Source organism: Priestia megaterium (assembly GCF_023824195.1).
GTDB lineage: Bacteria > Bacillota > Bacilli > Bacillales > Bacillaceae_H > Priestia > Priestia megaterium_D.
Genome location: NZ_CP085442.1, coordinates 2,635,312 through 2,655,132, shown reverse-complemented (window position 1 = coordinate 2,655,132; position 19,821 = coordinate 2,635,312). Strand labels below are relative to the sequence as shown.

22 protein-coding genes and 2 riboswitches are annotated in these 19,821 nt (G+C 37.6%); of the genes, 17 read left to right on the top strand and 5 right to left on the bottom strand.

Going from position 1 to position 19,821, the window contains the following annotated elements; translation table 11 throughout:
• Window positions 1–135 precede the first annotated feature (135 nt).
• The 3 genes from LIS78_RS13430 to LIS78_RS13420 all read left to right on the top strand — a co-directional run bounded on the left by LIS78_RS13430 (window position 136) and on the right by LIS78_RS13420 (window position 1,278).
• Window positions 136–735, top strand: coding sequence for a TlpA disulfide reductase family protein (locus LIS78_RS13430; RefSeq protein ID WP_013057253.1), 600 nt, complete (start codon window positions 136–138; stop codon window positions 733–735).
• Between the two features lie 211 nt (window positions 736–946).
• On the top strand, window positions 947–1,090 hold the full coding sequence (locus tag LIS78_RS13425) for an FbpB family small basic protein (protein ID WP_013057252.1): 144 nt from the start codon (window positions 947–949) through the stop codon (window positions 1,088–1,090).
• Between the two features lie 44 nt (window positions 1,091–1,134).
• A complete protein-coding gene (locus tag LIS78_RS13420; RefSeq protein WP_013057251.1) occupies window positions 1,135–1,278 on the top strand; it encodes an acid-soluble spore protein N in 144 nt (47 codons plus the stop codon).
• A gap of 31 nt (window positions 1,279–1,309) precedes the next feature.
• Here the strand turns inward: LIS78_RS13420 and LIS78_RS13415 are convergent, their stop codons facing one another.
• On the bottom strand, window positions 1,310–1,921 hold the full coding sequence (locus tag LIS78_RS13415; protein WP_252283760.1) for a YgaN family protein: 612 nt from the start codon (window positions 1,919–1,921) through the stop codon (window positions 1,310–1,312).
• A gap of 174 nt (window positions 1,922–2,095) precedes the next feature.
• Between LIS78_RS13415 and tlp the strand changes: the two genes are divergently transcribed.
• The 3 genes from tlp to LIS78_RS13400 all read left to right on the top strand — a co-directional run bounded on the left by tlp (window position 2,096) and on the right by LIS78_RS13400 (window position 4,379).
• Window positions 2,096–2,338 carry a small acid-soluble spore protein Tlp gene (tlp, locus tag LIS78_RS13410; protein WP_252283759.1) on the top strand — a complete coding sequence of 81 codons (243 nt, stop codon included), beginning with the start codon at window positions 2,096–2,098 and terminating at the stop codon, window positions 2,336–2,338.
• Between the two features lie 112 nt (window positions 2,339–2,450).
• Complete coding sequence (locus LIS78_RS13405) at window positions 2,451–3,878, top strand: phospholipase D family protein (protein WP_434092307.1); 1,428 nt, start codon at window positions 2,451–2,453, stop codon at window positions 3,876–3,878.
• Window positions 3,879–3,956: 78 nt separating this feature from the next.
• Window positions 3,957–4,379: an acyl-CoA thioesterase gene (locus LIS78_RS13400; protein WP_252283757.1), complete on the top strand. Its 423-nt coding sequence runs from the start codon at window positions 3,957–3,959 to the stop codon at window positions 4,377–4,379.
• Between the two features lie 40 nt (window positions 4,380–4,419).
• Here LIS78_RS13400 and LIS78_RS13395 read toward each other — a convergent pair whose 3' ends face one another.
• Together LIS78_RS13395 and plsY are read right to left on the bottom strand one after the other, a co-directional pair.
• Complete coding sequence (locus LIS78_RS13395) at window positions 4,420–4,710, bottom strand: HesB/YadR/YfhF family protein (protein ID WP_252283756.1); 291 nt, start codon at window positions 4,708–4,710, stop codon at window positions 4,420–4,422.
• Between the two features lie 374 nt (window positions 4,711–5,084).
• Window positions 5,085–5,678, bottom strand: coding sequence for a glycerol-3-phosphate 1-O-acyltransferase PlsY (gene plsY / locus LIS78_RS13390; RefSeq protein ID WP_221780080.1), 594 nt, complete (start codon window positions 5,676–5,678; stop codon window positions 5,085–5,087).
• 205 nt (window positions 5,679–5,883) lie between these two features.
• Between plsY and LIS78_RS13385 the strand changes: the two genes are divergently transcribed.
• The 4 genes from LIS78_RS13385 (at window position 5,884) to LIS78_RS13370 (ending at window position 12,062) form a co-directional block, all read left to right on the top strand.
• A complete protein-coding gene (locus LIS78_RS13385; RefSeq protein WP_013057242.1) occupies window positions 5,884–6,297 on the top strand; it encodes a CoA-binding protein in 414 nt (137 codons plus the stop codon).
• Window positions 6,298–6,630: 333 nt separating this feature from the next.
• Entirely contained in the window at window positions 6,631–8,607 is a 1,977-nt protein-coding gene (parE, locus tag LIS78_RS13380; RefSeq protein WP_013057241.1) for a DNA topoisomerase IV subunit B, read from the top strand.
• Window positions 8,604–11,030, top strand: coding sequence for a DNA topoisomerase IV subunit A (gene parC / locus LIS78_RS13375; protein ID WP_195783061.1), 2,427 nt, complete (start codon window positions 8,604–8,606; stop codon window positions 11,028–11,030). Before parE ends, parC begins: the two co-directional genes overlap by 4 nt.
• 210 nt (window positions 11,031–11,240) lie before the next feature.
• Window positions 11,241–12,062, top strand: coding sequence for an alpha/beta fold hydrolase (locus tag LIS78_RS13370; RefSeq protein WP_195783062.1), 822 nt, complete (start codon window positions 11,241–11,243; stop codon window positions 12,060–12,062).
• On the opposite strand, the gene LIS78_RS13365 is transcribed toward LIS78_RS13370, so the two are convergent.
• Window positions 12,048–12,689, bottom strand: coding sequence for a LysE family transporter (locus tag LIS78_RS13365; RefSeq protein WP_195783063.1), 642 nt, complete (start codon window positions 12,687–12,689; stop codon window positions 12,048–12,050). The genes LIS78_RS13370 and LIS78_RS13365 overlap by 15 nt on opposite strands.
• A 152-nt stretch (window positions 12,690–12,841) precedes the next feature.
• On the opposite strand from LIS78_RS13365, the gene LIS78_RS13360 reads away from it, so the two are divergent.
• The 5 genes from LIS78_RS13360 (at window position 12,842) to LIS78_RS13340 (ending at window position 15,555) form a co-directional block, all read left to right on the top strand.
• Window positions 12,842–13,609, top strand: a complete 768-nt coding sequence (locus LIS78_RS13360; protein WP_252283755.1) for a YqcI/YcgG family protein — start codon at window positions 12,842–12,844, stop codon at window positions 13,607–13,609.
• On the top strand, window positions 13,584–13,892 hold the full coding sequence (locus LIS78_RS13355) for a cupin domain-containing protein (RefSeq protein WP_013057236.1): 309 nt from the start codon (window positions 13,584–13,586) through the stop codon (window positions 13,890–13,892). The genes LIS78_RS13360 and LIS78_RS13355 overlap by 26 nt, the downstream gene beginning before the upstream one ends.
• A gap of 21 nt (window positions 13,893–13,913) precedes the next feature.
• On the top strand, window positions 13,914–14,501 hold the full coding sequence (locus tag LIS78_RS13350; RefSeq protein ID WP_195783264.1) for a cysteine hydrolase family protein: 588 nt from the start codon (window positions 13,914–13,916) through the stop codon (window positions 14,499–14,501).
• Between the two features lie 90 nt (window positions 14,502–14,591).
• Window positions 14,592–15,083 (top strand): GNAT family N-acetyltransferase, encoded by a 492-nt coding sequence (locus LIS78_RS13345; protein WP_195783065.1) that lies wholly within the window; start codon window positions 14,592–14,594, stop codon window positions 15,081–15,083.
• A gap of 103 nt (window positions 15,084–15,186) precedes the next feature.
• Window positions 15,187–15,555 carry a hypothetical protein gene (locus LIS78_RS13340; RefSeq protein WP_252283754.1) on the top strand — a complete coding sequence of 123 codons (369 nt, stop codon included), beginning with the start codon at window positions 15,187–15,189 and terminating at the stop codon, window positions 15,553–15,555.
• Window positions 15,556–15,592: 37 nt separating this feature from the next.
• Here the strand turns inward: LIS78_RS13340 and LIS78_RS13335 are convergent, their stop codons facing one another.
• Window positions 15,593–17,032, bottom strand: a complete 1,440-nt coding sequence (locus LIS78_RS13335) for an amino acid permease (RefSeq protein ID WP_013057233.1) — start codon at window positions 17,030–17,032, stop codon at window positions 15,593–15,595.
• Window positions 17,033–17,134: 102 nt separating this feature from the next.
• Window positions 17,135–17,319, bottom strand: a riboswitch (Lysine riboswitch).
• A 174-nt stretch (window positions 17,320–17,493) separates the two neighbouring features.
• Window positions 17,494–17,594: riboswitch (TPP riboswitch) on the top strand.
• Between the two features lie 32 nt (window positions 17,595–17,626).
• On the opposite strand from LIS78_RS13335, the gene thiT reads away from it, so the two are divergent.
• Window positions 17,627–18,232 carry an energy-coupled thiamine transporter ThiT gene (gene thiT, locus LIS78_RS13330; RefSeq protein ID WP_116072837.1) on the top strand — a complete coding sequence of 202 codons (606 nt, stop codon included), beginning with the start codon at window positions 17,627–17,629 and terminating at the stop codon, window positions 18,230–18,232.
• A 156-nt stretch (window positions 18,233–18,388) separates the two neighbouring features.
• Window positions 18,389–19,807 carry an ethanolamine ammonia-lyase reactivating factor EutA gene (locus tag LIS78_RS13325; protein ID WP_252283753.1) on the top strand — a complete coding sequence of 473 codons (1,419 nt, stop codon included), beginning with the start codon at window positions 18,389–18,391 and terminating at the stop codon, window positions 19,805–19,807.
• Window positions 19,808–19,821 lie beyond the last annotated feature (14 nt).

Genomic DNA, 19,821 nt, shown 5'->3' with positions numbered 1-19,821 from the left:
TCGACAAAAAGTGAGAGGGAAATATGCTATATTATAAAAGAAAATGCCCTATAAAAGGATTATTTTAGTAGATATTGCACATATCTATTAGTACATAGATTATCACTTTTTAGAAGAAATAAAGGAGCCGATCATATGGTTAAAAAAATAATTGCGGTCTTGCTTCTAGTAGGCTTTCTTAGCTACGCACTTTGGCAAGGGCTTTCTCCAAATGAAGCATCCGATAATTCTAACTTAAGCGAATACAAGGATTTAAATATCAAAAAAGGCGATAGTGCTCGTCAGGCTTCGGGTCAAGCTTATGGGTTGGAACCAAAAGATACAGCGCCTCCGTTTACACTGTCAGATACGAGCGGGAAATCCGTTCAATTATCGGACTTTAAAGGAAAAAAAGTCATTTTAAACTTTTGGGCAACATGGTGTCCGCCGTGTCAAAAAGAAATGCCCGATATGCAAGCGTTTTATGAGAAATATGGAAACGATGTACAGCTGCTTGCTGTTAATTTAACTTCGTCAGAAGGCAGTAAACAGGCAGTATCTAAGTTTCTTAAAGAAAAACAGTTTACGTTTCGTGTATTATTGGACGACCAAGATAGTGTAGGAAGTAAAAAATATCGGGTCTCCACCATTCCGACATCTTACTTTATAGATGAAGAAGGGAAAATTGTTCAACGAGTGAATGGTCCAATGACGCTTAAACAAATGGAAAACTTTGCTCAACAAGCAGCGAATTAACTTCGCTGCTTGTTTATTAAAAATGAAACTTATTTACTTTACCATCGTATACATAGATAAGTCAGTAAACATGTCAAACTTTCTTACAACTTTTCAAAAAGTATGTTTACTTATCTGACAAATTGGTTACAATATAGATAGTTGTATGATATCAGTTTCTTTAGATTTTTCAGATTTTTCATAAAAATTACATAAAGTAGGTGTTGTGATCATGAGAAAATTACGCAAACGTTCATTTGAAGAGTTAGTACAAGAAAATAAAACGCAGCTGTTAAAAGATCAGTCAGAAATTGAACGCATTGAAATGGAAATTGAAAAGCGGTTAGAAGATCGTATGCTTGAAAGAGCTGAATAACTTTAAAGTAAGTTGGTTAGAGTAACGGTGAGGAGGGGATAAGCATGGGAAATCCTAAAAAACAAAGCAAACCTTTTGTTCCGAATCACATCGGCACTCAACCGAGAGAAGCTGGTGGAAACAACGGAAAACAAATGCAAGATACATCCGGCAAGCATCCTCAAGTTATTCAAACCAAAGGTGAATGAATAAAAAGTCGCTGAATTCAGCGACTTTTTATTATTTGAATTCTACCGTGAATAAATAAACGTAAGGATTGCTCGAAATAAGCTCTTTAACAACTTCTCCATCGTCGGTTGAAAGCGGAGCAACTCGTATGCCATTGCCATCGTCACCAAATAAAGCAGCAACTGGATATGTTTTATTCATTTTTACCGTTTGTTTTTTCTCTAATCCAGTAAAGGAATAGCCGTTCATTTTTTGGGGCTTTTCCGCTTCTATTCCTAGGCTTGTATCGTTGCTGCCTACATTAAACATAACTTTATGAGTATCATCATCGATTTTATATGTAATAGCAAACATGTCAAATTCTTTTGAAACGGTCAGCCCTCCTGAGAATAAAGGTTGTTTGGCTTTTCCCTTTTCATAATAAGTAGCTTTTACATAAGCTTCTTTTGCGTGATTAGGAGCTTTAACATCGTATGCAATGATATTGCTTTTGTAGTCTAAATTTGTCACGGCTAACATTTTTTCTTCATGTTTTGAGTAATGATGAGGCTTCATAGAGGCACTTGCTGTCAATTTTGATGCCAATGAGGTTTGCGACATAAAAAATACGGCAAGCACTGCAATAAAGATGACGCTTAGTAATGCTATCATTCGTTTGGTCATAGCGATTCCCCCTTTGCATGTATATATTACCATATTATGTATGTTTTATATATATACATTTTAAATTAATTATAATTATATTATGTAAACTAAAATCATTTTTTTCCACTTATAGAGATGAACAAATCCGGCATACTACAATTGTAACAAAGTTATTTTGAGGAGGAAGATACAATGACATGGAATAAACCGAATCCAGACGATCGCAGTGATAACGTTGAAAAATTACAAACAATGGTTCAAAATACAATGAAAAACATTGAAGAAGCAGAAGAAGCTGCTGCATGCAGCAATGAAGAAGAACGTCAGCGTATTCAGCAAAAAAATCACAATCGTGAAGTAAGTATCGAAGCAATGCGCAGTGAAATAAAAGATGAGTCAGAAGCTCGTCAAAATGGTTACGAAGGTACGATTTAATAAGTAAAACAGCGACAATAAGCAGCTAAAAATAAACGGTTTTAGCTGCTTTCTTTCTATATTTTTTTAGTAAGGTGAATAATAATACAAACTAGCAAAGAGGTTTATGTAGGTGAAAAAGCACGTGAAAAAGAAAGTAGTAAGGATTTTGGTCAGTTTACTTATCGTCTTGATTATTGTGGGCTCTTATCACACGCATAAGCCCTTGCCTAAAGGAGTTTCATACGAAAGTAATCCTCACAAAGTAGAAGATGTATTTCTTTTATCAGACCTAACGTATCAAGACCAGCAGACGTCTGTTTCCGAACAACATATTTTTCAAGCAGTTACGAATGCGATTGATGACGCAAAAGCTTTTATTATTATAGATATGTTTCTATTTAATGGCTACTATAACCAAGGCGAAACGTTTCCTCACCTTAGTGATACGCTTGCAAGTAAGCTGATTGAAAAGAAACGAAAACATCCTAATATCGAAATCGTCTTTATTACAGATGAAATAAATACAACCTACGGCTCACATGATTCAAAGTGGTTAGATTCACTGCGGCTAAACGGAATCAAAGTGGTGCAAACCAATTTATCTAAGCTCAGAGACTCCATTCCACTATATTCTGCAGTGTGGAAAACTTTTGTTCAGTGGTTTGGTGAAAAAGGAACCGGATGGATCACGAATCCTTTCGGAAATAATGCACCTAACGTGACGGACCGTGCTTATTTTAAGTTGTTAAATGTAAAAGCTAATCATAGAAAAGTAGTAGCAACAGATCAAAGCGTTATTATCTCCTCTGCCAATCCTCATGATGCAAGTTTTTATAATTCTAACATGGCCTTCGAAGTAAAAGGGAATATCATTGGAGATGTGGTAAAAAGTGAACAAGCCGTGTCTGATTTTTCTTACGGAGGAAAGTTACCTCGGTATAAGAAGAAAGAAAAAGAAAAAGGAGACCTCTATGTTCAGCTGTTAACAGAAGGAAAAATCTATACGCACGTATTAAATGATTTACGTCATGCTAAAAAAGACGATGATGTATGGCTTGGCATGTTTTATCTTGGAGATCGAGACGTAATAAAGGCGCTTTTGAAAGCTTCTAAACAAGGAGCCAACGTACGATTAATTTTAGATCCTAATGAAAATGCGTTTGGAAGAAAAAAGTTCGGACTGCCTAACCGTCCAGTAGCAGCAGAACTTGTAAAGAAATCTAAAGGAGATATTAAAATTCGCTGGTATCATACAGGGAAAGAACAGTATCATTCTAAAACTTTATTTATTCGAAACAAAAAAAATGCAACTATTATTGCAGGAGCAGCAAATTTCACAAAACGAAATTTGGCTGACTTGAACTTAGAAACGGATATTAAAGTATCAGGACCTCCTAATAAAAAGGTTATGACCGAACTAAACGCTTATTTTGACCGCTTATGGAAAAATAAAGACTACACATATACACTTCCTTATAAAAGGTATGAAAATAAGATGACGCGGCTGGAAATGCTGATATATCGCATTCAAGATGCACTTAGTCTTACAACATATTGAGTAATAACCAAACTAGTAGGAGTATATTCTCCTTATATGGTAAGATAAAACAGGAACAGTGCAAGAGGAGGTAGAGTCATGCTAGTATCGAAGAAAGAAATCGAAGTGCGCTATGCAGAAACCGATCAGATGGGCGTTGTGTATCATGCTAACTATTTAGTATGGATGGAAATAGGTCGAACGCAGTTTATTAGTGATTTAGGTTTTAGCTATGCACAAATGGAAAGAGACAGTGTGCTGTCGCCAGTTATTGATATACAGGCTTCATATAAAAAGCCGCTTCATTATGGCGAGACAGCTGTAGTACATACTTGGGTTGAGAACTATGACGGTCTACGCGTTGTGTACGGCTACGAAATTTTTAATTCAAATGAAGAACTTGCGTTAACAGGAACATCGTCACACGTATGTGTGAAAAAAGAAAACTTTAAGCCTATTTCGATTCGCCGTAATTATCCAGAATGGCATAAAGCCTATGAAGATGCCAAAAAGCAGGGTTAAGCGTAAGAATAAAAAGCATCGATAAATCGATGCTTTTTTCTTACGCTTCGTAATGAAAGTCAGGTTCTTTTGTTTCTTCATTATAATTTACGGTCAAATCATGACCATCAAAGTACCAAAGGTCTTCATCTTCTACGAAGAATGTTAAACCGGCAACTTTTGTTTCAACGCCAACGTTTTTAGGAGAATCTGTGTTTACACCTAAAGAAAAACCTTTTTGAACGTTGCTGCATCCGCCGTAGCGAACAAAAAAGCGAATTGTTTCGTTTCCTTCTAGCATCATTTCGTCTTTGTACCACGTAGCTGCTGCTTCTGTTACTGTTAATTTCATTAATTATGCTCCTTCCAATACTGCGGATACATTTATTATAGTAGAAAGGTAGATAAATTACCAATATATACGAATCCAGCTAGGAAGGAATGAGATAAAATAAAACGATTTAATATAGAGTTGAAGGCTTCATTTCTATATTAAATCGTTTCATTCTTTCATTTGAAATCATATTGTTTTCCAATGGTTTCCCAGCAGTGAACGCAGTAGCGGCTTCCTTCTAGCTGTGAATCCATTTTCTTATTTCGTTTGCAAATAGGGCATTTTTTCTTCACATCATTCACCTCCTTATTTTAGTATCAGTATAACTAATAAATAAGAAATGTATTCGCTTACAAAGTGGTTATAAAAAAAGAAATAAGAGGAAGATCCTCTTATTTCTTTTTACCTGACAAAAATGTGACTTTCGGTTCTGTTTTGTTAAGAATTCGCGTAATGTTTGCGCGGTGTCTGTAAATGACAAAGGCTACAATTAAACCAATAATCATAATAAGCATGTAGTCTTGTTTAAATAGCGTGTAGATAAAGGTTAATACCCCAGTAACCATTGATGACAGTGATACATACTTCGTTATGTATAAGCAGATAAAAAAACATAATAGTACGAAAGCAAATAAAAGAGGTTCATAACATAAAATCACTCCGGCGGATGTGGCAACAGCTTTCCCGCCTTTAAATTTCGCGAAAATAGGAAAAATATGACCAATGACAGCAAATAAACCAATGAAGAGAATGTTTTGATTCGTATCAAATAAAAGCGGTAAAGAAGCTGCTAGGGTTCCTTTTAGAATGTCTCCAAGCGTAACGATAATTCCGGCTTTTACACCCAATGTACGAAATGAGTTGGTGCCGCCTAAATTGCCGCTTCCATGCTCTCGTATATCGATGCCGTATCCTAGTTTTCCAACAACTAGTCCAAAAGGAATAGAGCCCAAGATATAGGCAAGAATAGGTAATAAATAATTCATGTTTGAAAGCTCCTTTATTTCTATATCGTTTCTATTTTACCATGAGATACTTAAAAAAACATAGCTAGTTTTGGGTGAGAGACAATTATTTTAAAAAAAGAAGACGTTTACAAAAATAGAGAAAACGGGTACTATATGCAGGAAATCAACTGTAAATCGCGAATGTTGTTCAGTACATATTATATAGCTAAGAGAGGTAATAGACATGTCCATTAAAATTCCTTCCCGTCAAGAGCTTGGTAAAATATTAAAAAAAAGCAAGCGCATTGCTGTAGTAGGTTTATCAGATAACCCTCATCGAACGTCTTATATGGTTTCAGAAGCCATGCAGCAGCAAGGTTACGAGATTATTCCGGTGAACCCAACAATCAACTCAGCGCTCGGCGTAAAAGCCGTATCTTCATTAAAAGAAATTGAAGGGCATATTGATATCGTTAATGTATTTCGTCGCTCTGAGCATTTGCTTGAAGTTGCAGAAGAGTTTTTAGAAGTAGATGCAGACGTATTTTGGGCACAATCTGGTTTAATTAATGAAGAAGCATATGACCTGCTCGCTAAAAAAGGGTATACTGTAGTTATGGATCGTTGTATAAAAGTTGAGCATGCTTTAACAAAGTAAGATCTATAAGCAGAACAACCAGCCCATGCACACTGCTTGCATGGGTTTCACCATGCGTTGAAATAGTAAGAGAGTTTCCGCTACAATAGACGTTAGACAGCTAGCTTTATAATGCTTATAATCCATGAATACACAAGATATTGCTTTTATAATACGGAAATTTGTGCTAAAATCTTGTAAGTACGCAAAAATAGAAACATACGTTCTGTTGATGCGAACACTATAAAATTAAAAGATAGGATACATGATCATTTATTCTTAGACACGAAGCGCAAACGTTTGTGTTTCATACATAATGTAGTAATGTTCGTTGTGATGAAAGGGGTAGTATGAATGGCTCGGAAACAACAATTTAATTATAATGAAGATGCAATTCAAGTACTAGAAGGATTAGATGCCGTTCGTAAACGTCCTGGTATGTATATTGGAAGTACGGATACAAGAGGTCTGCATCATTTAGTATATGAAATCGTCGACAACTCTGTCGATGAAGCTCTAGCAGGCTACGGAGAAGAAATTATTGTAACCATTCACAAAGATAATTCAATTTCTGTACAAGATAAAGGTCGAGGTATGCCAACGGGCATGCATAAACTAGGAAAACCAACGCCTGAAGTTATTTTAACCATCTTGCATGCAGGAGGTAAATTCGGACAGGGTGGATATAAAACAAGCGGAGGCTTACACGGAGTAGGTGCATCTGTTGTAAATGCGCTGTCTGAATGGTTGACGGTAACCATTCATAGAGATGGATTTATTTATGAACAGCGTTTTGAAAATGGAGGAAAGCCGGTTACGACACTAGAAAAAATAGGAAAAACGAAAAAAACGGGAACAACGATTCATTTCAAACCGGATGCCACGATTTTTTCAACAACTGTGTACAATTATGATACGCTTTGTGAACGGCTCCGCGAATCGGCTTTTCTGTTAAAAGGATTCAAAATAGAGTTAATCGATAAAAGACATGATCGTCACGATATCTTTCATTATGAAACAGGTATTCAAGCCTTCGTTTCATATTTAAATGAAGAAAAAGATTCACTTCATCCAGTCGTCTTTTTTGAAGGGATTCATCATAATATTGAAGTTGAATTTGCCTTTCAATTTAATGATGGTTATTCTGAAACCATTTTATCATTTGTTAATAATGTTCGTACCAAAGATGGTGGAACGCATGAGTCCGGTGCAAAAAGCGCTATGACGCGTGCATTTAATGAATACGCCCGTAAAGTAAGCCTGCTAAAAGAAAAAGACAAAAACTTAGAAGGAACGGATATACGAGAAGGCTTAGGAGCCATCGTTTCCGTTAGAATACCTGAAGAGTTGCTTCAGTTTGAAGGACAAACAAAAGGAAAGTTAGGTACAAGTGAAGCTCGTTCGTCCGTCGATGCAGTTATTTCTGAAAAACTTGCCTATTTCTTAGAAGAAAACCCGGACGTAAGCTCTCTTCTTGTAAAAAAAGCAATCAAAGCTGCTCAAGCGCGTGAAGCGGCACGAAAGGCGAGAGAAGACGCAAGAAACGGGAAGAAACGAAAGCGTCAAGAAACCGTTCTAAGCGGGAAGTTAACGCCTGCGCAATCAAGAAACCCTCAGCGAAACGAACTGTACTTAGTCGAAGGGGATTCCGCCGGAGGTTCAGCAAAACAAGGAAGGGATCGCCGCTTTCAAGCTGTACTGCCACTGCGAGGGAAGGTTATCAATACCGAAAAAGCCAAGCTTCAAGATATTTTTAAAAACGAAGAAATTAGTACAATCATCCACGCGATAGGCGGAGGAGTAGGAGCAGATTTTACAATTGATGATATTAACTACGATAAAATAGTCATCATGACCGATGCGGATACGGATGGTGCTCATATTCAAGTGCTTCTGCTAACGTTTTTCTACCGCTATATGAAACCGCTTGTGGAAGCAGGAAAAGTATTTATTGCTCTTCCACCGCTCTACAAAGTAAGTAAAGGGTCAGGTAAAAAAGAAGTGGTTGAATATTCATGGAGTGACGAAGAATTGCAAGGTGCTATTGATAAGGTAGGAAGAGGGTATATGATTCAACGCTATAAAGGTCTCGGTGAAATGAACGCAGATCAGCTTTGGGAAACAACAATGAACCCAGAGACGCGTACGCTGATTCGTGTTCGTATTGATGATGCTGCTCGCGCTGATCGTCGTGTGACCACTTTGATGGGCGATAAAGTAGAACCTCGCAGAAAATGGATTGAAAGTAACGTAGCGTTTGGATTAGAAGAAGATCCAAATATTTTAGATAATGAAAATGTATTAACGGTCGCAGAGGAGGACGTACAATGACACAAACAGAACGCTTTTTAGATTTACCTCTTGAGGATGTACTAGGCGACCGTTTTGGTCGATACAGTAAATATATTATTCAAGAGCGTGCACTGCCGGATGCAAGAGACGGGTTAAAACCCGTTCAGCGCCGTATTTTATATGCAATGCACGTAGATGGAAATACAGCAGAAAAAGGTTTTCGCAAGTCAGCCAAAACTGTAGGGAACGTAATTGGTAACTATCACCCTCATGGTGATTCATCTGTATATGATGCCATGGTTCGAATGAGTCAAGAATGGAAAGTTAGAAATGTATTAATCGAAATGCATGGAAACAACGGAAGTATTGATGGAGATCCCCCAGCAGCAATGCGTTATACAGAAGCTCGCCTTTCATCGATTGCTGCAGAACTTCTACGAGATATTGACAAACAAACGGTTGAGTTTGTGTCTAACTTCGATGATACAAGCAGCGAACCAACTGTGTTACCGGCTATGTTTCCTAACTTGCTAGTGAATGGATCCACGGGTATTTCAGCTGGTTATGCTACAGAACTTCCTCCTCATCATTTAGGTGAAGTAATTGACGCAACGATCATGCGAATTGATAAACCAACGTGTACAATTGAAGAGTTGATGACGGCTATTCAAGGTCCTGATTTTCCTACGGGAGGAATCATTCAAGGGGTAGACGGGATTAAGAAAGCCTACGAGACAGGTAAAGGGAAAATTATTATTCGCGGAAAAACGGAAGTGGAGTCCATTCGCGGCGGAAAACAGCAAATTGTCATTACGGAAATTCCGTTTGAAGTAAACAAAGCCAACCTTGTTAAGAAAATGGATGAGCTTCGTTTAGATAAAAAAGTGGAAGGCATTGCTGAAGTTCGCGATGAAACGGATCGTACCGGTCTGCGCATCGTAGTAGAACTAAAAAAAGATGCAAATGCTCAAGGAGTACTTCACTATCTATATAAAAATACGGATCTGCAAGTACCGTATAATTTTAACATGGTTGCTATTGCTAAAAAGCGACCAAAGCTTATGAGTTTGGCTAACATTCTTGATGCTTATATTGATCATCAAAAAGAAGTGGTAACAAATCGTTCTAAATACGAACTGCAAAAAGCACGTGAACGTGAACATATTGTAGCGGGATTGATTAAGGCACTGTCGATTTTAGATGAAGTTATTGCGACTATTAGAGCTTCTAAAGATAAGCGCGACGCTAAAAATAATTTAATTGCCAAATATGAATTTACAGAACCTCAAGCAGAAGCGATTGTGTCGCTTCAATTATATCGTTTGACAAACACGGACATCACAGCTCTACAAGCGGAAGCTGAAGAGCTAGGTGCTAAAATTAACGAGTTAGAAGAAATCTTACATAGCGAGAAAAAACTTTTTAATGTAATCAAAAAAGAATTACGCCGTGTAAAAAAGCAATACAGTACAGAACGCCGCTCAAAAATTGAAGCGGAAATCGAAGAAATTAAGATTAATCTAGAAGTGATGGTTCCATCTGAAGAAGTGATGGTGACAGTCACAAAAGACGGATACGTAAAACGAACAAGCCTTCGTTCTTACGCCGCGTCTAATGGGCAAGACTTCGGTATGAAAGATACGGACCGAATTTTAGCGAAGTATGAAATTAATACAACCGAAACGCTGCTCATCTTCACAAACAAAGGGAATTATTTATATATGCCAGTGCACGAACTTCCTGATATCAGGTGGAAAGACATGGGGCAGCATATCATGAACATTGTTCCAATTGATAAAGAAGAGCAAATTGTACGGGCGATACCGGTAAAAGAATTTAAAGAAAATCAGTATCTGCTTTTCTTTACGAAAAATGGTATGGTCAAAAAATCAGAATTACTTCAATATAAAGCACAGCGCTACTCCAAAGCTTTTGTCGCCGTTAATTTAAAAGGCGATGATAAAGTAGTCGATGTATATCAAACGGATGGTAAAAAACAAGTGTTTATTGCCACTCGCTCTGGCTACGGACTGCGTTTCCGAGAAGAAGAAATCAATATTGTGGGAACTCGCGCTTCTGGTGTGAAAGGAATTAACTTAAAAGACGATGATTATGTTGTAAGCGGCGTTATCTTCGATGAAGATGAAGCTCTATCAACTGAATTATTTATCGCCACGCAGCGAGGAGCTGTGAAAAAGACAAAAATTACTGAGTTTGAAGAATCAGCACGAGCAAAACGAGGGCTAGTGATGGTCCGAGAACTAAAATCTAATCCGCATCAAATTGCAAAAGTAAAAGTAATCTCTAAAGAACATTACATGATAGTGGAATCATCTAAAGGTCAAATCGAGCAGGTTGATCCATCTACAATGCGAGCTAGCGACCGATACAGCAACGGTTCATTCGTATTGGACCAAAGCGAAGCTGGCAACTTAGTTGATGTGTGGCTGGAAGAAAAATAACAAAAAAAGTAGTAAAGCTTTAAAAGCTTTACTACTTTTTTTGTTTAATATTTTTAAATTAAACTATGTTCTAAATAAACAATAAAAAAATTTCCCTACTCCTTATCCCCAATAAGCCTCATACATTTCCTACACAAGCCTCTAAGAAACTTTTGAATGTTCAAATTGTCCTAAACATATATATATAAGAACATCTAGGAGGTGTTATATATGAGCTATTTTATTCACGTAACTCCTAAGACTAAACTTTTTGTTCGGGATATTGGAAAAGGGAAACCCGTTCTTTTTCTTCACGGGTGGCCTGTTAACGCTAAAATGTACGAATACCAATTTACAACGTTGCCGGCCCGCGGTATTCGATGTATCGCTCCTGATCTTCGCGGATTCGGAAAATCAGATGCGCCTTTCACCGGCTATTCTTATAATCAATTAGCGGATGATATTCGCATGTTAGTAGAAAGACTGGGGCTTAAAAATTATACGCTCGTAGGCTTTTCTATGGGGGGAGCCATTGCCATTCGATATATGAGCAGACATTTAGGATATGGCGTGAAAAAGTTAATTTTATTAGGGGCAGCGGCTCCAAGCTTTATTCAAAAAACTGATTTTCCATATGGACTTCCTTCTGAAGAAGTAAATACAATTATCCAAAATACGTATAGAGATCGTCCTAACATGCTTGAAGGATTTGGGAAAAAGTTTTTTAATCAGCCTATCAGCTCAGCTTTTAGAGGATGGTTTCAAGATTTAGGTTTAGAGGCATCTGGTCATGGTACGATTAAAACTGCGGTGTCTTTACGAGACGAAGACTTACGGGAAGATTTGAGTCAAATTTTCGCTGAGACATATATATTACACGGAAAAAAAGATCAAATTTGTCCATTTGATCTTGCAAAAGATATGAATCGTCATATTTCATTTTCTACACTTATTCCATTTGAAAATAGTGGACACGGTCTTTTTTATGATGAACGCGAGAAAGTAAATGACACTCTTATTGAACTCATCGCTAAAAACTCAGCCTATAAGTAAGGATACACATTTAAAACCGAATTGGCAGCCAAATAAAAAAAGTAAAAAACCGGCACCTAACGTAATGAAGCGAAGAAGCTTAGGCGTGATAAATTTTCTTGTAAAATAAATGCTGCTGGCAATATTTAAATTCCAAAGAAGGATGCCAAAGATAATAAAGAAACTGTGAAAAAAGACAGATAGCCACGTTTGACTTTGGAGGCTTTCGCTTAAGCTTGACCCAAATACACCAAACCAAAACACAATATTTAAAGGGTTCATAAGAGCAATGAAGAAACCTGTAAAAAACGACTTATCTCTTTTAATAGAGGGTTTATTTACATCTACTGAAAAGGAACGAGAGACAGCTTGTTTCATACTTTGAAAGCCAACAAATGTGAGCATGACAAAACCAGTTGCATACAGGGAAACAGTAACAGCCTGCATCTGAACAAAAGGCGTTAACCCTATTAAAATGAGAAGCATAAATAAAATATCGGCCGTTATGCCTCCTAAACCAACTAGCCAAGAAGCCCAAAATCCTTTTGTCAGACCTTTTTTAATCATCTCTATATTAATTGGACCTACCGGTGCTGCGAGACTAATACCTAGAATTATTTGTTTTATAGCAATCAAAAACCACTCCACAAACACAGCCTCCTTTCTAACTTGTCCAATAGTAGCTTATATATATATAGATTAGAGTTTTATAATTTAGAAGCGGCATTTAGTTAAAAATGCTCATAAACTTTCTTTTCTTTAATACACATGTAACGTTGAGTTCCATAAGGAGGATTTTAATGGCATCAAAAATGCTTTTTCGAGCCAATGAGATTTTAGAGTCAACGCATGTCCCGTTTTGGGGAAAAGATGCTTTTCAATATTTCCAAAGCGATATATTATCAGAAGAAAATCCATTTCCTTGTATATTAGGGGTAGAAGGCTTTAAAAAAGATTTACTGCGTTTTTCATTTGTGACTACTCCTTATAACTACCAAGATATTAGGAATGCAGCGTCGGCGCTTAGAGAATACATAGATACGTTTAAGACTATAGGTCGCTATACATCCTTTGTGTTATTCTTTAAGCCTGAACATAAAGAACGTTCAATGGAAGAGTACGAAACGATGTTTTGGGATACGCTGACGTTTCTTCATCAAATTGATCAAAAGAAATGGCCGCAAGACATTCCAAAAGACCCAAAAGATCCATTATGGGAATTTTGCTTTCACGGAGAACCTATTTTTGTCGTCTGTAATACGCCTGCTCATTCTTTACGTAAAAGTCGTAAGAGTAGAGGATTTATGATTACATTTCAGCCTCGGTGGGTGTTTGAAGGTATGACAGGAGATTCAAAAATGGGGCGGCACGTACAAAAGGTGGTCCGCGATCGGTTAAAAACATATGATGACGTATCAGCTCACCCTGAGTTAGGATGGTATGGACAGCAGGGAAACCGAGAGTGGAAGCAATATTTTTTACACGATGATAACAACTATACTACCGGACAGTGTCCGTTTAAATTAAAAAGGAGTGAGCAGCATGGACGTAAAAAAAGCCTCTATTAAAAAAGGAGTTGGCGGAAAGTTTGAAGAAGTAATTAAAGAACTGCTTCCGGCGTATACTGGATACGTTGAAGTACAGCACGATATTGCTTTTCAAACGCACCCATCTCATACGCATCCAACTGATGAAATTCTTCATATACTTGAAGGATCTATTTACTTTACAGTTGAACGTGATACGGTTCTATGTCAGGCAGGAGATCGGATACATTTACCGAAACAAACGGTTCATTCTTCAAAAGCCGGTCCTGATGGCTGCACATACGTTATTTCCATTTTAAAATAAAGACGAAAGAAGATGATGCTTATGCTACGTTCCCGGCCAGTGCTGCTGCTTATCGATGTACAAGAAGGATTTTATTCACCCGAGTGGGGGGAAAGAAACAATCTAGATGCAGAAAAACATATGCTGACGCTACTGCAAGCATGGAGGCGCCAAGATTATCCTGTCATTCACGTACAGCATGCATCGGAAAATCCAGATTCTCCTTTACACCCAAGTTCGAAGGGGTTTCAGTTCAAAGAAGGATTTGGTCCACAAGAAGACGAATACTTAATTCGCAAACACGTGAACAGCTGCTTCATTGGAACAGAGCTAGACAGTTATTTAAAAGCAAATGGCTATGATACGCTTATCTTAATAGGACTAACTACTAATCACTGCGTCTCTACAACTGCCCGCATGGCTGGAAATCTAGGGTACAGGACGTACGTTGTAAACGATGCAACAGCTTGCTTTGATTGTATGTCCTACGATGGAAAAACAAGGCTTCCTGCAGAAGATGTACATACATTCGCATTGTCTTCTTTGCATGAGGAGTTTGCAACAGTCGTTTCTACAAAAGAGACACTTCAAGTTCTTCAAACCTTTCAATATGCTCAAAATCATAACTGATGTGCATACGCACATCAGTTTTTTATGTAGATTATGTTTCTTAAAAGAAGTAAAATAAAGATAATTCTATACTATAAGGAGTTTGTACATATGATCATTCGTTATGCTAAAGAAGAAGATTTACCTATGCTTGTTGAAATTTATAACCAGTCTGTTCAAACGAGTGCTGCTACTTTTGACTTAACGCCTGTAACAGTAGAACAAAGAAGGAGCTGGTTTAATAATCATATTAGCAATGAACTTTTTCCGCTTATTGTCGCGGAAAAAGATGGGTTAGTAGCGGGCTATGCTTCGCTTTCTTCTTATCGAGATAAAGAAGCGTACATTCAAACGGTAGAGCTATCGATTTATATTGATAAAAATCAACAGGGGCATGGCATTGGAAAACTGCTTATGAAGCGGATTTTGGAATTAGCTAAAGAACTCAACCATCACGTTGTCATTTCAGGGATTACAAAAGGGAATGATATCAGTATCAAAATGCATGAGCAATTTAATTTTACATTTTGCGGAGAATTTAAAGAAGTAGGCTGGAAATTTGATCAATGGCAAGATGTGCTTTTTTATCAGCTTATTTTATAAGATGTATGACACCTTTACACATTGTAACGTTTTAGTTTCATGTGTAAAGGTTATTAAAATAATAAGTCGTTTTATTATTTTAATACGAAAGGTGTTAGCTATCATGAATACACATTTTCAATATCATCATCTAAGAGCTATTCCAAAAAGATGGTCCAAAAAAGAACTGCATATCCAGCTGAATAGAATCAAACACAATTCTGAACTATCTACTATAGCAGCAGATCTGCTTTTTCATCTGTTAGAATGTACCCATTCGGGCCTTCAAACTAAACAAGAAATCATAGACTACATCCAAAGCATTCCTACTCATCAACTTCCATCTTTTGTAACCCATTTAAGCAGGTTAATTCAGCATATTTATTATATAGAAGCTGCTGATTACTGTAATCGTCCCCTCAAAGGTTATATGCTTGTTATGAAAAACCAGCCCGCCTATATATCTCTTCATTTTGCTGATCAGATCACATAAAAAAAAGCTCTCTATTCAAAAGAATAGAGAGCTTTTTTTATTCGTATTTTTTCACTGTTACTTGGCATTCTTTTAACGGAATAAGTTTTGACTTTTTTGTCCATTTGTATCCTAACCAAACAATTAAGAATAAAGGAAGTCCGATATAAGAAACAAGTACACCGTACCAGTCAATCGAATCACCCATAAACGCCGAATAGTTTTGACCTAAAATAACAACAGCACATAAAATAAAGGCAAAGATAGGACCAAACGGGAAAAGTTTTGCATGGTATGGAAGTTCACTCAAATCATGACCTTGGGCAACAAATGCTCTTCTAAAACGATAGTGGCTGATTGCAATTCCTAACCAAGCAATAAAACCAGACATACCCGAAGCGTTAAGTAACCATGTGTATACCGCACCGTCTCCAAAAAATGAAGCACCAAATGCAAGTGTACCAACAAGTGCCGTTGCGATTAAAGCATTAACCGGAACGCCTCGTTTATTCACTTTTGCTAAGAACCTTGGTGCTTTTCCATCTTTCGCTAAGTTCCACAGCATACGCGTAGAAGCATACATACCTGAGTTACCAGCAGATAAAACGGCTGTTAAAATAACGGCATTGATAGCCGATGCTGCAAACGCCAGACCTGCTCGTTCGAATATTAGAGTAAACGGACTTACCCGCACATCATCACTTGCTAATGAATCCGCTGTGTATGGAATAAGCATCCCTATAACAAAAATAGCTAAAATATAAAATAACAAGATGCGCCAGAAGACTTGTTTAACTGCGCGAGGAACCGTTTTTTCCGGATCTTCACTTTCTCCAGCTGCGACTCCAAGCAACTCTGTTCCTTGGAATGAAAAACCAGCAGCCATAAAAATACCTAGGACAGTAAAGAATCCACCGTGAATGGGTCCATCACCAAGCGTGAAGTTTTTAAAACCTGGTGCTTCATTGTTAAAGATACCAAAAATCATCATAATACCAATAACTAAAAAGATGATAACCGTTACTACTTTAATTAACGAAAACCAAAATTCAGATTCACCAAATCCTTTTACAGAAAGGTAGTTAAGCCCAAACATAATTAATAAAAACAGGGCACTCCATAAAATAGAAGAAGAGTTTGGGAACCAAAATTTCATAATAAGGGCTCCAGCGGATAATTCAGCTGCAATCGTAATAGCCCAGTTATACCAATAGTTCCAACCGAGAGCGAAACCAAAGGATGGATCTACAAACCGAGACGCATACGTACTAAACGAACCAGCTTCAGGCATATAAGCTGCGAGCTCCGCCAGGCTGGTCATCAAAAAGTAAACCATGACGCCAATGATAGCGTAAGCTAAAAGCGCTCCCCCAGGTCCTGCTGTGTGAATTGCTCCACCACTTGCTAGGAATAAGCCTGTTCCAATGGCTCCTCCTAATGAAATCATCGTTAAGTGGCGAGATTTCAACCCACGTTTTAATTCTTGCTGCTCTTGCATAGATAAATACTCCTTTCGAATGTACGGAAAGAGACGGGATAACATAAAAAAAGCCCGCAGTATATGTGCGCGCTTTTAAATCTGAAAACCGCGTCAACCTTCCGTGAAGATAGCTCTTCACATCACTTGCATGATGTGACAGTTCTGTTCCTGTTCGGAGACAGCCCCAGCTTAAATCAACCGAGAAGTGATCTAAACTTCGGCAATTTTTCCTTTCAAGCAACATCCTCAATGTTCTCTGCATTTCCGTTACTTTACTATTAAAAACTGCGACCTCTACCTCATCGATTAGGATGAGGGTTTTTTATATTCATTTGACATAAAAGAAGTATATCAAATACTAAAACGATTGTCATTATAAAAAATAGATTCAGAAAATAGAAACATCTTTGAAATCTCTCGAATCTATTTTGTTACATATGGTATAATGAATGATGTCATAATACTACATAAATATCCGAACGTACCACAGGGGGAGCCGCCGTGCTGAGAGTGAACAAATTGTTCAGACCCTTCGAACCTGTTAGTTAACGCTAGCGTAGGAATGTGGGAATAGTAGCATATATTTGCTTACTCCTGTGTAAACCGTTTGATATGAATGATTCAAAAACAGGAGTGAGAAACGTGAATAAAGCATTACCTTTACAGGCTAAAATTGAAATAGCTATTTTTGCAGCATTGGCACTTCTACTTGATCTTTTGCCTTCCATTAAGATTGCAACGGCTGTGAGCATTTCGTTCTCCATGGTGCCCATTTTTATTATGTGCTTTCGCTGGGGAGTAAAAGGCGGGGCTCTATCTGGTCTATTATGGGGGCTTTTGCAGTTGGCAACAGGAACCGCTTATATTTTAACAGCGCTACAAACATTTATTGAATATATTGTGGCTTTTGCTTTTATAGGTTTTGGAGGTATTTTTTCGCAATCTATTAAAACAAATTTAGCTAACAATAACAGATCAAAAGCTTTTGTTTTGATTGTTTTATCCCTTATTATCGGCAGCTTCGCACGGTATTTCTGGCACTTTATTGCGGGTATTATTTTCTGGGGATCATATGCGCCAAAGGGCATGTCCGCTCTATGGTATTCTTTTTCAATGAACGGTATTTCAATGGTAGGGTCACTAATAGCCTGCTTAATCATTCTTTCACTGTTAATTCCATCCGCATCAAGAATGATTGTAACTAAATCACACTCATAATAAAAAAGACTAAATCTACCAAGATTTAGTCTTTTTTGTCATTTGTCGCCTTTGTTTACACAAAAGTGTGTCAGGTTTGATAACACAGTTAGTGAAATATTCAAAAAACTATTTTATGATAATCACCATATTCAAACGAGATAAGGGATTGATAGCATGCTACAGAAATGGATCACGAGCATAGGTTTAGATATTGGAACAAGCACGACAAAACTGATTGTAAGCAAGCTGTTAATAACAAATCAACAAAATCAGTTTACGCTGCCAGGCTGTCAAATTATTGATCGTCGCGTGACGTATGCAAGTTCTATCTATACCACCCCTATGCTAAACGATGTTGAAATCGATGTTCAAAGATTAACGGTACTACTAGAACAAGAGTATAAGAATGCAGGAATCTCCTTAGATCAAGTGGAGGCAGGTGCTGTGATCATTACAGGAGAAACTGCTAGAAAGCAAAATGCAGAAAGTATCGTTCACTATCTAGCCGAACATGCTGGGGATTTTGTTGTTGCAACAGCCGGCGCTGACTTGGAAGGAATATTAGCAGCAAAAGGATCAGGAGCAATCGAACGTTCTGCTGAAACAAATGCAATAATTGCCAATATTGATGTAGGAGGAGGCACTGCTAACATCGCTTTATGTCAAAATGGAAAAGTGATAGAAACGTTTACACTGCATGTAGGCGGGAGATTAATTCGACTAAACGAAGACGGTCTTGTTACCTACGTTTCGTCTCATTTAACTGAATTTTTAAAAAATAATTCTTTGATGCTTCAAGAAGGTGATAAAGCAACATTTGAAAAGCTCTCGTCTATCTGTCAATTACTAGCTGAAGAAACCGTAAATTATGTAAAAGCGCGGAATCAAAATACCTCGCTGCTCGTTTCTCCTCATACAAGATCTTCTATACACCCCGAAACGATCATGGTTTCAGGAGGAGTAGGAGCAATGATGGAGAAGCAAAAGCCAACAACAGTGAAAGAAGTATCTATACACGGAGACATCGGTCCCTTGCTAGCATATCACTTTCAATCCATACACGTATATCAAGCCGCTGAAACAACGCGCGCTACTGTCATTGGGGCTGGCATGCAAAATACAGAAGTTAGCGGATCAACCGTATACATCGGATCTAAACGGCTGCCGCTAAAAAATATTCCGATTATAGAGATAGCCGTACAGCAAGAGGAGGAATGGAATACACAGCTGTTTCAAAAAAGAGCTCGAGCGGCATGTATACAGGCTTCAACTATTTTCAGCGCAGAAGATCCCCCCGCTGCTATTGCTTTATCTCATTTTCCTTACTGCAGCTATAAGATGCTTCAAGAATTAGCAAAAATAATAAGCGCTGAATTTATTGCTTGTTTTAAAGGAGCTAAATGCCTCATTGTTTTATGCGAACAAGATATTGCAAAAGCTTTAGGACAAGCATTAGCTAAACAGAGGAAAGAGTTAGAAATTATTTGTTTAGATCAAATTGATTTTACACACGGAGATTACATTGATCTAGGGTTACCAGTAGCTGGAGAAGCGATCTCCGTTTCCGTTAAAACGCTCGCTTTTTCATCATAATCAATTAAACACAC

Bases quoted from the DNA above. Each gene is read 5' to 3' on its own strand.
- LIS78_RS13430 (WP_013057253.1), top strand. From the start codon at position 136: ATGGTTAAAAAAATAATTGCGGTCTTGCTTCTAGTAGGCTTTCTTAGC.
- LIS78_RS13425 (WP_013057252.1), top strand. From the start codon at position 947: ATGAGAAAATTACGCAAACGTTCATTTGAAGAGTTAGTACAAGAAAAT.
- LIS78_RS13420 (WP_013057251.1), top strand. From the start codon at position 1,135: ATGGGAAATCCTAAAAAACAAAGCAAACCTTTTGTTCCGAATCACATC.
- LIS78_RS13415 (WP_252283760.1), bottom strand. From the start codon at position 1,921: ATGACCAAACGAATGATAGCATTACTAAGCGTCATCTTTATTGCAGTG.
- tlp (WP_252283759.1), top strand. From the start codon at position 2,096: ATGACATGGAATAAACCGAATCCAGACGATCGCAGTGATAACGTTGAA.
- LIS78_RS13400 (WP_252283757.1), top strand. From the start codon at position 3,957: ATGCTAGTATCGAAGAAAGAAATCGAAGTGCGCTATGCAGAAACCGAT.
- LIS78_RS13395 (WP_252283756.1), bottom strand. From the start codon at position 4,710: ATGAAATTAACAGTAACAGAAGCAGCAGCTACGTGGTACAAAGACGAA.
- plsY (WP_221780080.1), bottom strand. From the start codon at position 5,678: ATGAATTATTTATTACCTATTCTTGCCTATATCTTGGGCTCTATTCCT.
- LIS78_RS13385 (WP_013057242.1), top strand. From the start codon at position 5,884: ATGTCCATTAAAATTCCTTCCCGTCAAGAGCTTGGTAAAATATTAAAA.
- parE (WP_013057241.1), top strand. From the start codon at position 6,631: ATGGCTCGGAAACAACAATTTAATTATAATGAAGATGCAATTCAAGTA.
- parC (WP_195783061.1), top strand. From the start codon at position 8,604: ATGACACAAACAGAACGCTTTTTAGATTTACCTCTTGAGGATGTACTA.
- LIS78_RS13370 (WP_195783062.1), top strand. From the start codon at position 11,241: ATGAGCTATTTTATTCACGTAACTCCTAAGACTAAACTTTTTGTTCGG.
- LIS78_RS13360 (WP_252283755.1), top strand. From the start codon at position 12,842: ATGGCATCAAAAATGCTTTTTCGAGCCAATGAGATTTTAGAGTCAACG.
- LIS78_RS13355 (WP_013057236.1), top strand. From the start codon at position 13,584: ATGGACGTAAAAAAAGCCTCTATTAAAAAAGGAGTTGGCGGAAAGTTT.
- LIS78_RS13350 (WP_195783264.1), top strand. From the start codon at position 13,914: ATGCTACGTTCCCGGCCAGTGCTGCTGCTTATCGATGTACAAGAAGGA.
- LIS78_RS13345 (WP_195783065.1), top strand. From the start codon at position 14,592: ATGATCATTCGTTATGCTAAAGAAGAAGATTTACCTATGCTTGTTGAA.
- LIS78_RS13340 (WP_252283754.1), top strand. From the start codon at position 15,187: ATGAATACACATTTTCAATATCATCATCTAAGAGCTATTCCAAAAAGA.
- LIS78_RS13335 (WP_013057233.1), bottom strand. From the start codon at position 17,032: ATGCAAGAGCAGCAAGAATTAAAACGTGGGTTGAAATCTCGCCACTTA.
- thiT (WP_116072837.1), top strand. From the start codon at position 17,627: ATGAATGATTCAAAAACAGGAGTGAGAAACGTGAATAAAGCATTACCT.
- LIS78_RS13325 (WP_252283753.1), top strand. From the start codon at position 18,389: ATGCTACAGAAATGGATCACGAGCATAGGTTTAGATATTGGAACAAGC.